This window comes from Thioclava sp. F1Mire-8 (assembly GCF_002213165.1).
Taxonomy (GTDB): Bacteria; Pseudomonadota; Alphaproteobacteria; order Rhodobacterales; family Rhodobacteraceae; genus Thioclava; species Thioclava nitratireducens.
In genome coordinates this window covers 108842-121893 of the sequence record NZ_NBNY01000002.1, presented here as the reverse complement: position 1 = coordinate 121893, position 13052 = coordinate 108842, and the positions used below count along the sequence as shown (strand labels likewise).

At 64.5% G+C, this 13052-nt stretch carries 11 protein-coding genes and 1 tRNA gene; 7 read left to right on the top strand and 5 right to left on the bottom strand.

Annotation, left to right across the window (positions count from 1 at the left end):
- Nucleotides 1–14: 14 nt before the first annotated feature.
- The gene (locus B6V75_RS09065) at nucleotides 15–1310 is read right to left on the bottom strand and encodes an MFS transporter (protein ID WP_088719489.1); all 1296 of its coding nucleotides are present in this window, start codon (nucleotides 1308–1310) and stop codon (nucleotides 15–17) included.
- Between the two features lie 137 nt (nucleotides 1311–1447).
- Between B6V75_RS09065 and B6V75_RS09060 the strand changes: the two genes are divergently transcribed.
- Entirely contained in the window at nucleotides 1448–2557 is a 1110-nt protein-coding gene (locus tag B6V75_RS09060) for a pyridoxal phosphate-dependent aminotransferase (RefSeq protein ID WP_088719488.1), read from the top strand.
- A 135-nt stretch (nucleotides 2558–2692) separates the two neighbouring features.
- Nucleotides 2693–2899 carry a hypothetical protein gene (locus B6V75_RS09055; protein WP_088719487.1) on the top strand — a complete coding sequence of 69 codons (207 nt, stop codon included), beginning with the start codon at nucleotides 2693–2695 and terminating at the stop codon, nucleotides 2897–2899.
- Here B6V75_RS09055 and B6V75_RS09050 read toward each other — a convergent pair.
- The gene (locus tag B6V75_RS09050) at nucleotides 2890–4101 is read right to left on the bottom strand and encodes an aminotransferase class V-fold PLP-dependent enzyme (protein ID WP_075773877.1); all 1212 of its coding nucleotides are present in this window, start codon (nucleotides 4099–4101) and stop codon (nucleotides 2890–2892) included. The two genes, B6V75_RS09055 and B6V75_RS09050, sit on opposite strands and share 10 nt — an antisense overlap.
- A 197-nt stretch (nucleotides 4102–4298) precedes the next feature.
- Here B6V75_RS09050 and B6V75_RS09045 point away from each other — a divergent pair, with 197 nt between their 5' ends.
- From B6V75_RS09045 to B6V75_RS09035, 3 genes are all read left to right on the top strand, one after another.
- Nucleotides 4299–5999 (top strand): ABC transporter ATP-binding protein, encoded by a 1701-nt coding sequence (locus B6V75_RS09045; RefSeq protein WP_088719486.1) that lies wholly within the window; start codon nucleotides 4299–4301, stop codon nucleotides 5997–5999.
- Between the two features lie 50 nt (nucleotides 6000–6049).
- Nucleotides 6050–6781, top strand: coding sequence for a folate-binding protein YgfZ (locus B6V75_RS09040; RefSeq protein WP_088719485.1), 732 nt, complete (start codon nucleotides 6050–6052; stop codon nucleotides 6779–6781).
- A 398-nt stretch (nucleotides 6782–7179) separates the two neighbouring features.
- A complete protein-coding gene (locus tag B6V75_RS09035) occupies nucleotides 7180–7512 on the top strand; it encodes a DUF6280 family protein (RefSeq protein WP_075773874.1) in 333 nt (110 codons plus the stop codon).
- A gap of 185 nt (nucleotides 7513–7697) precedes the next feature.
- Here the strand turns inward: B6V75_RS09035 and B6V75_RS09030 are convergent, their stop codons facing one another.
- The 3 genes from B6V75_RS09030 to B6V75_RS09020 form a co-directional block, all read right to left on the bottom strand.
- Nucleotides 7698–9005 (bottom strand): hypothetical protein, encoded by a 1308-nt coding sequence (locus B6V75_RS09030; protein ID WP_146735124.1) that lies wholly within the window; start codon nucleotides 9003–9005, stop codon nucleotides 7698–7700.
- A gap of 144 nt (nucleotides 9006–9149) precedes the next feature.
- On the bottom strand, nucleotides 9150–10511 hold the full coding sequence (locus B6V75_RS09025; RefSeq protein ID WP_075773872.1) for a TolC family outer membrane protein: 1362 nt from the start codon (nucleotides 10509–10511) through the stop codon (nucleotides 9150–9152).
- 133 nt (nucleotides 10512–10644) lie between these two features.
- Nucleotides 10645–11295 (bottom strand): protein-L-isoaspartate O-methyltransferase, encoded by a 651-nt coding sequence (locus tag B6V75_RS09020; RefSeq protein WP_088719483.1) that lies wholly within the window; start codon nucleotides 11293–11295, stop codon nucleotides 10645–10647.
- Between the two features lie 194 nt (nucleotides 11296–11489).
- Between B6V75_RS09020 and B6V75_RS09015 the strand changes: the two genes are divergently transcribed.
- Together B6V75_RS09015 and B6V75_RS09010 are read left to right on the top strand one after the other, a co-directional pair.
- Nucleotides 11490–11563 (top strand) — tRNA-Cys (locus B6V75_RS09015).
- Between the two features lie 182 nt (nucleotides 11564–11745).
- Nucleotides 11746–12942, top strand: coding sequence for an integrase arm-type DNA-binding domain-containing protein (locus B6V75_RS09010; RefSeq protein WP_088719482.1), 1197 nt, complete (start codon nucleotides 11746–11748; stop codon nucleotides 12940–12942).
- Nucleotides 12943–13052 lie beyond the last annotated feature (110 nt).

Genomic DNA, 13052 nt, shown 5'->3' with positions numbered 1-13052 from the left:
GCTGAGCGGAGACCTTACTCCGACACTTCCTTCATCGTGAACGCCACGCCCGAGGCGACCACGCAGATCCCCGCATAGACGATCAGCACCATATCCGGCCCCGCCATCGCGAGCGCCGAACTCGCCGCGCCGAAGGCCAGCAGCATCACGCCCACACTCGTGTTCGACACCGCTGTATAGGCCGCACGGTCGTCCTTGGGCGACATGTCCACGAGGTAGGTCGAGCGGCCCAGCCGCACCCCCTGATAGCCGATCATCAGCCCGAACAGCGCCACCGGCGAGGCCCAGATCGTGCCCATCAGCCCCGACCAACTCAATCCCACCGCAAGCGCCAGGAACGCGGCGGCGACCAGCCCGGTGAAGATCAGCACCTTGCGCGAGGAGCGATCCGCCAGCCGCCCCCAGATATAGGAACTCACCAGCGAGGCCAACGCCGAGGCCAGCACCATCGCCCCCAGCGCGCCGAACCGGTTATCTCCGGAATTCGCGGCGAGCAGCACGATATAGGGCGGCGCGAGCGCGGTCGGCAGCAGCAGCACCCGCGCGATCACGAACTTGCCAAGATCGGCATCCTTCCACAGCAGGCTAAGCTCGGACAGGCCAATGCTGCCCTTCGCCTCGCCCGGCTGGTCTTCCTCGCGCAGCGTCGAGAACAGCGCAGCCGCCGCCACCCAGAGCACGGCGGCCAGTGAAATCGCCCCGATCACGAGGCTCATCCGCGGGACGAATCCGCTCATCAGGATCAGCGCGAACAGGATCACCCCGGCCGCAGAAACGCTCGTCGCGATGCCGGTCGTCGTGCCACGCCGCGTGCGGTCCACGGTCTTGCCCAGCACGTCCTTGTAGCTCACCGAGGACAGCGAGCGCGCGATGGCCAGCACGCCCAGCGCGGCGAGCATCGCAAGCCCCGCGGCCATCCCCTGCATCGTCAGCGCAATCACCACGATCGCCGCCGCCGCCAGCCCCTGGATCATGCTACCGGCGGCCCAGGCCCATTTGCGCTGCGGCATCTTGCGGACATGCGGTGCGGTGAACAGCTGCGGCAATAGCGAGCCCGCCTCGCGCACCGGCACCAGCCAACTGACCAGAGCGGCGGGCGCGCCCACCGCCTGCATGAGCCAGCTGAGCACCAGCTTCGGGTCGATCAGCCCGTCTGCCAGCTTGGTCATCGACAGCGATCCGACATGGCGCAAAAAACTGCCGGGTTCGTGCTTGGCGGCGGTGTCGCTCAGCTCTTTCACATTCCCCGGCGCATCGCCGGTCAGCGTTTCGAATAGGGAGGAGGAGAAAGAGGTGTCGCTGGCGCTCATCGGCTGGCTTCCCGAACTTATGTCATTTCACGATATTACGCAGGGAAAAGCGCTTGGCCCAGTCCCCGGTTCCGCCGCGAGGAACCGATCGACGCAGCCTCTTGCCGCATCCGCGCTTTGCGCTTACGCCTGTAGCCATGACCGGACCTCGATATACCCGCCTGATCGACAGCCTTCCCGCCACCGTGCCCTTCGTCGGGCCCGAGGAACACGAGCGCCTTGCCGGTCGCCGCTTCACTGCGCGGCTCGGAGCCAACGAGAACGGCTTTGGCCCCTCGCCGCAGGCGATTTCCGCGATGGCGGCTGCGGCAGGCGATGCCTGGAAATACGGCGACTCGACGAGCTTCGATCTGCGTACGGCGATTGCCGCGCATCACGATGTCGCGGTCGAGAACGTTCTGGTCGGCGAAGGGATCGACGGGCTGCTGGGCTACCTGTGCCGCCTGATGATCGAACCGGGCGATCCCGTTGTCACCTCGGAAGGTGCCTACCCGACGTTCAACTACCATGTCGCGGGCTTCGGCGGGGTGCTTCACAAAGTGCCCTATGCCGGGGATCACGAAGACCCGCATGCGCTGATCGCGAAGGCCGCCGAGGTGGGCGCGAAGCTCGTCTATATCGCCAATCCCGATAACCCGATGGGCACGCATCATCCGCGCGAGACGATCGAGGCGATGATCGACGCGGTGCCGGATGGCACGCTGATGGTGCTGGACGAGGCCTATGTGGAATTCGCCGACGACGGGACCGAGGCGCGCATCGCGGCCGACGATCCCCGAGTGATCCGGATGCGGACCTTCTCGAAGGCCCATGGTCTGGCGGGCGCGCGCGTGGGCTATGCGCTTGCGGCCCCCGGCCTGATCGCGGCTTTCGACAAGATTCGCAATCATTTCGGCATGTGCCGCATCTCTCAGGCAGGCGCGCTGGCCGCGCTGCAGGACAAGACGTGGCAGGCCTACATGCGTCTCCTCGTGGCAGGCGCACGCGACCGGATCGACGAGATCGCGCGCAAGAACGGGCTGAGCACCCTGCCCTCCGCCACGAATTTCGTCGCCGTGGACTGCGGGCAGGATGGTGATTTCGCGCGGGCCGTGCTGCAGGAACTGGACGCGCGCGCGGTGTTCGTGCGGATGCCCTTCGTCGCCCCGCAAAACCGTTGCATCCGCGTCTCGGTCGGGCCCGAAGCCGAGCTCGACGCCTTTGCCGCGGCCCTCCCTGACGCGCTGAAAGCCGCCCGCGCGCGCTGATCTGCGCGCCCTCCCGGACACAAATCCGCCTACCAAATCGGCAAAAAAGCACCGGCGTCAGCACGTCTCGCCGCAAGGTGAATTGCGCCGACTCGAGGCCGGGCCCATGTTTTGCTCGACAACAGGAGCAGACACATGAGCCGCAAGATCCGCAACGCCCGTATCGCAATGTTGAGCCCGCTGGCCTTCGCGTTGGCCTTCGGTGCCTATGCAGGCAACACCCAGACCAGCCGCGAGATGCGGCTGTCGTCCTCGCGCACCGAGACGCCGCAGGTCTCGCGGGAAGCCTCGGAAGAGGTCGAACAGCTCACCGACTGGCTGGAGCGTCACGGTCAGGCCTGACCGGCGCCTTTCGCGATCGCACCAGCCGCCGCGGCGATGCCGCCGGGGTTGTGCGGGATTTTCAGCGCCTGCATCCCGGCCTCCATCGTCGCCAGCGCGCCCAGCGTCATATGGGCGTTCACATGGCCCATATGGGCGACCCGCAGGAAATCGTTGGCCTCGGGCGTGCCGGGTTCGGCCATGCCGAGCCCGATGCCGAGCGTCACCCCCGCCTCGCGCTCCAACCAGCTGCGCAGCCGCTGCGCATTGCCCGCGCCGATCCGCGCCGCCGTCACCGAATGGGCGCGATGCGCTGGGTTGGCGATGTTGAGCGCGATATCCCCTTCCTGCCCCCAGGTCTCGAACGCAGCCCAGACGGCGGAGGCGAGCGTCGCGTGACGCGCCCAGATATGGGTGAGCCCCTCTTCCTCGAGGATCATCTTGAGCGACTCGTCGAGGCCGAAGAGGTGATGCGTCGGGGCGGTGCCTCCGAAATACTGGTAGACCATCTCGGGGAAGGCGCGCGGCTGCCAGTCCCAATAAGGCGTGACCATATCGGCCTCGCGGCTCGCCGCCAGCGCCTTGTCGGAGAACCACACAAAGCCCAGACCCGGCGGCACCATCAGCCCCTTCTGGCTGGCGGCGACCATCACATCGACGCCCCAATCGTCCATCCGGAACTCGTCGCAGGCGAGCGAGGCGATGCAATCGACCATCAGCAGCGCCGGATGCCCCGCTGCGTCGATCGCCGCACGGATCGCCGCCACGTCGTTGACCACGGAAGTCGCGGTATCGACATGGGTCAGCAGCACGGCCTTGATCTCGTGATCCTTGTCGGCGCGCAGGGCCTCTTCGACGCGGGCCGGATCGGCGGGCGCCTTCAGGCCGAATTCCAGCCGCTCCACATGAACGCCCATCGTCGCCGCGTTACGCGCCCAGATATTGCCGAAGCGCCCTGTCACGAGGCTCAGCGCCTTATCCCCGCGCGAGAAGACGTTCGCGATCGAGGCCTCCCATGCGCCGTGGCCGTTGGCAATGTAGATCGCGACATGGGACGAGGACATTGCCACCCGCCGCAGGTTCGCCGCGACCCGCACCGAGATCTCCTCGATCTCGCCCTCATAGATGTTGGGCGCCGGGCGATGCATCGCGGCCAAAACACGGTCGGGCATCGTCGAGGGTCCGGGAATTGCGAGGTAAGGGCGACCTTGGGCAAGGCTCATCGGGTATCTCCGTCTGGCACAACGAATAATCGGTAATGCCGCCCGCGCGCGGCGTCAATCTCGCGCCCGGCTTGCACGCAGGCCCCGTCTCGCGGTAATTCACGGACTTAACCGCGCGCTCGAGAGGCGCGCCTATCGCATGGTGCCTCGTGGCCAAGACTGCAAACCCTTACACGTCGAAACACCTCGCCGGCCGGATGTGGCGCGATTATCTGCGCAAGCACTGGCCGATGATCGGGGTGTCGATGGTCCTTCTGATGATCGAAGGCTCAACGCTGGGCGCACTGAGCTGGATGCTCAAACCGCTCTTCGACAAGGTCTTCGTGCAGGGCGAGAGCGAGTTGATCTGGTGGGTCGGCGCCGCAATCTTCGGGCTGTTCGTGGTCCGGGCGACGACCTCGGTGGCCTCGCGCACGGTGATGACCAGCGTCTCGCTGCGCACGTCGAGCGACATGCAGACCGATCTGTTCCGCCACATGCTGCGGCTCGACCAGCGCTTCTACCAGGCCAATCCGCCCGGCGCGCTGATCGAACGCGTGCAAGGCGATACGAGCGCCGTGCAGAACGTCTGGAAGATCTTCATTTCCAGCACCGGGCGCGATGCGGTCTCGCTGATCTCGCTGTTCGCCGTTGCGGTCGCCATCGATCCGGGCTGGACCATGGGCGCCGTGATCGGCGCGCCGCTTCTGATCCTGCCGGTCGCGATGGCGCAGCGTTACATTCGCCGCAAAACCCGGCAGATGCGCGAAAGCTCTTCCGACCGCGCGACCCGGCTCGACGAGGTGTTCCACGGTATCGCTGCGGTGAAGCTCAACGGGATCGAAGACTATCAGGCGGGGCGCTTCGCGCGGCTGGTGGACGAGGTCCGCATCGCGCAGATCAAGACCACCTTCATCTCGGGGCTGGTGCCCGCAATGATCGACATCATCACCGGGCTTGGCTTCTTCTTGGTACTGATCCTCGGCGGTCAGGAAATCATGGCGGGCGAGCGTTCGGTCGGCGATTTCATGTCCTTCTTCACCGCAATGGCGCTGGCCTTCCAGCCGCTTCGCCGCCTCGCGAATTCGGCGGGCTCTTGGCAGACGGCGGCGGCGAGCCTCGAGCGGATCTATCGTCTGTTCGATACCGAACCGTCGATCACCTCGCCCGCGCACCCCGCCGCCCTGCCCGAGACCACGCGGATCGAGTTCGACGGCGTACATCTGCATTACGGCGACAAGCATGTCCTGCGCGGCCTCAGCTTCGTGGCGGAGCCCGGCCAGACCACCGCACTCGTCGGCCCTTCGGGCGCGGGCAAGACCACCGTGTTCAACCTGCTGACCCGGCTCGTCGATCCCGATAGCGGACGCATCACTCTGGGCGGCACGCCGCTGAGCGATCTCGGCCTTGCCGAACTGCGCCAGCATTTCTCGACCGTGTCGCAGGACTCGGCTCTCTTCGACGAGACGATCCGCGAGAACGTCCTGCTCGGCCGGCAGGAGGTCGATCCCGACCATATCCAGACCGCGCTCGAAGCCGCGCACGTGACCGAGTTCACAGACCTTCTGCAGAACGGCATCAATACCGGCGCAGGCCCGCGCGGCTCGGCGCTCTCGGGCGGCCAACGGCAAAGGGTCGCGATTGCGCGCGCCGTGCTGCGCGACGCGCCGATCCTGCTGCTCGACGAGGCGACCTCGGCGCTTGACACCGTCTCCGAGGCAAAGGTGGCGCAGGCGCTCTCGGAGCTCAGCGAGGGCCGCACGACGCTGGTCATCGCCCACCGCCTGTCGACCGTGCGCAACGCCGACAAGATCGTCGTGGTGGTTGAAGGTCAGGTCGTCGAACAGGGCACGCATGACGAACTGCTGGCCAAGAACGGGCCCTATGCGGGACTGTGCCGGATGCAGCTTCTCGATTGAGTTGGCATTCCCGCCCTGGCTGCCTACATGGGCGGGGAAAGGAGACCTCCATGGCCGAGCGCATTCTCTACGAGATCACTGGCACGGATCGCGAGCACTTCCTGCAAGGGCTGGTGACGAACGACGTGCGCCACGTGAAAGACGGGCTGGTCTATACCGCCCTGCTGACGCCGCAGGGAAAATACCTTGCCGATTTCTTCTTGCTAGCGCGAGGCGACGCGATCGTCATCGATATCGACGAAAGCATCGCCGAGGCGACGATCAAACGACTGGGCATGTACAAGCTCCGCGCCGACGTCGCGATCGCGCCCTCGGATCTGAAGGTCTACCGCGGCACAGGTCCGGCACCCGAGGGCGCGCTAACCGATCCACGCCATCCCGACATGGGCTGGCGGCTTTACGGCGACGAGGCGGGCGATGACGGCACCGATTGGGATGCGATCCGGGTCGAGCATTGCATCCCCGAGACCGGTATCGAACTGACCCCCGACACTTTCATCCTCGAAGCCGGGTTCGCTCAGCTGAATGGCGTCGATTTCCGCAAGGGCTGCTATGTCGGGCAAGAGGTCACGGCGCGGATGAAGCACAAAACAGAGCTGCGCAAAGGCTTCGTCACCGTAGGTGTCGAAGGGCCCGCGGAACCGGGTACCGAGATTACCTCCGAAAATCGCAGCGTGGGGCGTCTTTTCACGCGTTCGGGCGATCGCGCGATCGCCTATCTGCGCTTCGGGCGCGCCGATGGCGAGTTGTCGGCTGGCGAGGCCGTGGTCACTTATTTATGACCGCCGCGGATCAACTGTTTCGAAAAGCGCAAGCCCCACGGCGGAGATTTGCGGAACATCGTGACGCAGAGGAAACGACGATCGGCCGCACCTGGGGCACCAAAGGTTTTTTCGCTGCGCCCATCCCGTAAACTTGTAATGTTTACAGAATATTAACCGGCTCTTGATGCGATACGGGTTTCGCGCTTCGCGAATGACAGCCCTTGAATTTCGGGCGCCCGCGCTTAATTCGCGTTCAATGCGACCCTTCGCGAAGGACCAGGTTTTGGAAACGGGCAAAGGTGCCATGCGTTAAGCGCATAGCTGCCATGTGACCCAAGCCATATCGAATCGGGGGCCGAAAGGCCTAGATGGCCCTCACGCCAGGAAACGCAAGAGCAATAACAAAGGACGGAAGAATGCGCGATTTCGTTGACGGCTCGGCCTTCAATTACGAGCAGGGCCAACGAGCCCGCAAACTGTTCGCCGCTGTGGTCCTCGCGGCCTTGGACGATGCGATTGCAGACGACAAGAAATACGGCAATGGCCCCGAGCAGATCGCCCGCTGGGCACGCTCGCGCGATGGCCGTGAAGTTCTGTCCTGCGCCGGCATCGATCCGAACGAGCGCGTCGTCCGGGGTTTGATGGAATTCGTCGGCAAGGGTGTCCGTACGTCGGTCGCGCTGTCGCGCGAAGAAAGCGAACGCCGCCTCGCCGCGATCTCGGATGAGCACGAGGCCGAAGCGGCCTGATTCTGTCAGGCGCCACGGCGACAGTTGAGTACCCAAAACGGCGCGTCCCTCAGGGCGCGCCGTTTTGAATTTTCAAGGGCAGCTTTGCGCCGAGATTACCGCAATCGCGGCTGAAGCGCATGTTCGCGGGGGCAAACAGCGCGCGATCGTCGCCCCTGCCCCGGCTGTGTTGGCGATGGCGCGAGTCAGTCCAGATCGCGGCTCATCAGCGCGCGCTGCACTTCGCGGCGCACCATCTTGCGCAGATTACGTGTGATCTTCGCGCCAAGTGCGCCTTGCAACTCTTCGCGCAGCATCGCCGAGACGATCTGACGAAGTTGGGTTTCGTTCATTGATTGCACCGCCGGATGCAGCGGCGCTTCGGGTTGGTCCGGCGTCGACGCCAGTTCAGCCTCGAGCGCGGCGATCTCGTCGGCTTCGGAGTCCTCTTCCAGCGTCGCACGCAATTCGGCATAGCTGGACATACGTGGCTCCGGCTCCGGGATGCGCGCCCCGGCATCGCTGAGATGCAGGCGGCGTGGCGGCGCGGAATCGGTCGGTGGCGCGGTTGTCGCCTGCGGCGCGGCAGCGCCACCCGCGTCCGGTTCCGGTGCAAGATCTTCCCAATCCTGTGCCGAAGGCGCCTCCTCCGGTGTCTCAGCTCCCGGCGGGACATCGAAGCCCAAGAGGGCGTCTGCCCCGATCGGCGTTTCGCCGGGACGAACGTCTTCCGGCTCCCCTTCGTCTGTGTCGGCCGCAGCGAAATCAAGCCCGGCCAAGGGATCGGTTTCGGCAGGCGCGTCGGCATCCTCTGCCGGGAGCGGCTCTGTGACACCTTCGTCCGCGGCCCCAAACTGATCCGGCGATTGCGGCGCGACGAACCCGGCCACGTCCTCCCAATCGGCAGTGGCAAAAGTCTGCTCCGGATCCGCACCTTGGGACCAGACCGGCGTGAAGCTCTCGGGAAGTTCGGTCAGGGGTGCAGTGCCGGCAGGTTCGAACCTGTCGCCTGTCTCGGATTCGAAATCTGAGCCATCGCGCGCGACTTCCGCCTCGAGTTGCGCGAGCGACCCTTCAAGCCGCTTGAGCTCATCGTCGAACCCGCCCTGCTGCAGTTCCGCCTCCGACGGCCAGGGCTCGGCCTCGGCATCGTCGAATTCGGGTTCGAAATTCTGCGGCTTCCGACGTGCCTCGGACAGTGGCGCGGGCGCCTCGGCCCCGGCAGGCGCGGCGGCCTTCTCCGGCTGGTCCTGCGCGAAATCCTGCGGTTCGGCCGCCTCTTCTTCAGGCGTCACTCCCGGCGCGGACCATTCGAGATCATGGATGTCGCCCTTCGGCTCCGCCTGCGTGTCGGAGACGAGATGCGCGGGCGTCAGAACCAGCGGATCGGGGGCCGCACGCTCGGCCTCGGAGGCCGGATAACTCTCGGCCATACGCGGGCTGTCCTGCGACACCAGTCGCCGGATCGATGCCAGCACATCTTCGATTTCAGGTCTGGGTCGGGTATCAGCCATAATCACTCCATCCTGCAGCGCGCACGCGCGCCTGTCCAGCCGTGACGGATCCGAAACTGCGAGGGACACCCGGAGGCTGCGATACCCGCGCCACTATGGCGCGGCGGGCGGGCCCTGAGAGCCCGCCGGAACACCGGTTGGTCGTTACTGGCCGATGGCCTTGAGCACACGATCCAGACGCTTGCCCTGCGGGCTGAGCGTAAGGGGCGCGGTGCGGACCGCATTGTAATAAGCCGCGGGATCATAGGTCGGAATTCCAAGCTTCAGGTTTTCTACCGTCAACAGCCCCATAGCGGACAAAAGTTGATAATAAGCTACCTGCAGCGTGGCGGCCGCGTCGATCCGTCCGGCCTGCGCGTCAAGCAGATCCTGTTCTGCCGAGAGCACGTCGAGCGTGGTGCGGGCCCCCAGAAGCGCCTCTTCCTTGACGCCCTGATAGGCGGTACGCGCTGCGGTGATCTGCTGGTCATAAGCCGAGATCTGCGCCTTCGCGATGTCGATCGCCGACCAGGCATTGGCCACGTTCTGCGCGACCGTCACGCCGGCCTGGCTGAGTTGTGCACGGGCCGACTGGTCGTTCGCCACGGCCTGGCGCTGTGCCGAGAGAAGCGCACCGCCGGAATAGAGCGTCTGGCTCATTTCGATCCCGGCGGACTGCGTCTGGATGCCCTGCTCTTCCTGCTTCAGGCCGAGCGAACCGGTGATTTTCGGCAGACGATTGGCGCGGGCGTAATCAACGCCGAGGTCATAGACCGCAACAGTGTGCTGCAGTTGCTTGATGCTCGGATGGCTGCGTAGGGCGATATCGCGCGCGGCATCCAGCGAGCCCGGCAGCGAGGGCCGCTTCGGGAACGCCGCGAGATTGCTCGGGTAGTGCCCGGTCGCGGCCTTGTAGGCCTCGCGCGCGGAACGCAGCTTGCCCTGTGCCGCGGCGAGCGACGCGCGGGCGGAAGCCAGCTGCGCCTGTGCGAGCGAGACGTCGGTCTTGGTGACTTCACCCACTTCGAACCGGTCGTTCGACGCCTTGAGTTCCTCGTTCAGGACGCGCGCGGAATTCTGGTTGATCGCAACCTGCTCGGAGGCCGACTTCACATCCGAATAGGCCTGGATCGCTGCCAGAAGCACGTTCTGCTCGACCGAACGCAGCCCCTCGCGGGTGGCGAGCACGGTCTCTTTCTTCATCGAGACATTCAGCTTGTTACGGCCGAAATCGAACAGCGTCATCGACGCGCCGAGCGTGGTCGAGGCTTTTTGCGAGATCGTGCGCGTGGCGTCGGCATTGAGGTAATCGTAGCTCGCGGTCCATTGCAGGACCGGGCGCAGATTCGCGACGGCTTGCGCGACGTCTTCATCCGCGGCCCGCAGCGCAGCACGGTTCTGCTCCAGCAGGTTCGAATGGCGATAAGCAGAGACCAGCGCGTCGGCCAGCGTCTCGGCCCCGGCCGTGATCGGCGCCATGGCGGTCGCCGCGACCAAAGCGGTCCATGTCAGTGTCTTGCGCAGCATCGAATGCCCCTCGTTTTCCTGTATCGCCACAGATGCAGGAGTCCCTCTGCCGCCGGGCGCAATTACTTTAAGTTTATCGGCTCGCCGCTCGATTGCATATCCTGCAAAACAGCTAGCCTATTCGATGTGCCTTTCAGAGCACGAATTCACGCGGCTGCACGAAGCCCGGAAGGACCGGTGCGGTGCCATTGAACAGGTCGCGCCAGCTCATCGCTCCGTCGATCTTGTAGCCGATCCGAGCGATGCCGAGGGCGCCTTCCATGAAAATCGCGGCGATCCGACCGCCTTCCTTGAGCTGCTCGATCAGCGCGGGCGGAATGGCTTCCACTGCGCCTTCGATCAGAATTGCGTCATAGGGGCCGTGCTGCGCCGCACCCTCGGTCAGCGCGCCGGTCACGACGGCGACATTGTCGGCCCCGGCCTCGGCCAGCGCGGCCTCCGCCTGCGACGCCATGTCCCCGTCTTCCAGCGCGACGACTGCCTCGGCCATCCGCGCGATCACCGCGGAGGAATAGCCGAGCCCCGCGCCCACATCGAGCACCAGATCGTCGGGCTGAATGTCGAGCGCGTCGAGCATCTTCGCGAAATTGCGCGGCTCGAGCAGGACCCGGCCCGGTGCCAGTTCGAGGTTTTCCCCGATATAGGCGGCTTCGCGCTTGGCCGCGGGCACGAATTGCTCGCGCGGCACATGCAGCATCGCCGCGATGATCGGGAATTTGGTCACGTCGTTGGGGCGGACCTGCGTGTCGACCATCACGGTGCGGCGCGTAGCGAAATCTTGCATGTCGAGAACTCTTCGGTAGCAAACCCTTGTGGGCGGTTTTGCCACAGAAGCAGGGCCTGAGCAAGTTATGCGAGAGCCAGATCCGACCTGCCGTCGCGCTCAGGGGCGATGGCGCCCGCGCACAATGCATCTCGGACGCAACTCGCCTCTTGCGCGGGCGCCTGCGATACCGTATCTGACGCCCACACCACGGTGGCGAGTTGGCGGAGTGGTGACGCAGCGGATTGCAAATCCGTGTACACCGGTTCGATTCCGGTACTCGCCTCCATCCCCACTTTTTCGATAGATTTCCTGCAATCTGGCCTAAACCGGGCCACTGATTGTATTGGGAAAATAGGCTACATCCCATCTTCGCGGACAAGATGGACTGTGGGCACCCAGCTTGTGTGGATATTGAATGCGGGTATTCTCCGGAATGTCGATACCCACACACTCGCAGGACAGATTCCCATGCCTCTCACAGACGCAGCGTGCCGTGGCGCAAAACCTGATCCCACGGGAAAACCGAGAAAAATGGCAGATGGTGGCGGTTTGCTTCTGTTCGTCTCGCCATCGGGCGGGAAGCTGTGGCGGATGCGCTATCGCTTCGAAGGGAAGGAAAAGGTCCTGTCCTTCGGCGCGTACCCGCAAGTCACCTTGGCCGATGCCCGCGCCCTGCGAGATAAAGCGAAGCGTGCCCTTGCGGATGGACTCGACCCTGGCGCGAACTCCAAGGCTGCACTGACCGCTCCCGCCGGGGACTCCTTCGAAGCTGTCGCGCGCGAATGGATCAAGGCGCAGTCGGTTACATGGTCACCTGCCCATACCGCCCGCATCCTTTCGCGGTTTGAGCGCGACGCCTTCCCTGCCATCGGATCGATCCCTATCGCGGAACTGACGGCTCCGCAAATCCTCGAAATGCTGCGTCCAGTAGAGGAACGCGCACCCGACGTGGCAGGCCGCATTCGCATGACCACTGGCGCTATCATGCGCTACGCCATCGCCACCGGTCGTGCGTCTCGCGATCCGGCGGCAGACCTTCGAGGCGCGCTGAAGCCGACCCCGCGCGTCAAACACATGGCCCGTATAGAGGCTGGCGAGTTGTCGGGGTTCCTGCGTAAGCTGCACCATTATGACGGTGAACCCCAGACCCGTTACGCTATCGAATTCGTCATGCACACCTTTGTCAGAACCAGCGAACTCCGCTTCGGCAAGTGGCGCGAGGTGGATGGAGATGTGTGGAGAATTCCCGCGGCGCGGATGAAGATGAACCGCGACCATATTGTGCCCCTGACCCCGCAAAGCCTCGCCATCCTCGCCAAGCTGAAGGAACTGGCAGGCGACTCCGAATGGATCGTGCCGGGCAACAAGGGCAAACCAATCAGCGAGAACACCATGCTCTACGGGTTGTACCGCCTAGGCTATCACGGACGCGCCACGATCCACGGCTTCCGAGGGCTGGCCTCCACGGTTCTGAATGAAAGCGGCCTCTGGTCGGTCGACGCTATCGAGAAGCAGCTTGCCCATGAACCGAAGGACAAGGTGCGACGCGCCTACAACGCGGCGCAGCTTCTGCCCGAGCGGCGACGAATGCTCGAATGGTGGAGTGAATATATCGACAAGGCGACCCAAAAATCACGGACCGACCTGAGCGACCTACTTACCTAAAAACTAGTCATCTCATGACTATTTTATTTTTTGTTTTCAATACCTTGGAGAATCGCCTTGGGCGCCGTATACTGGTAAAGTGATCCTGTTCATGTTCACCGCCACATAAA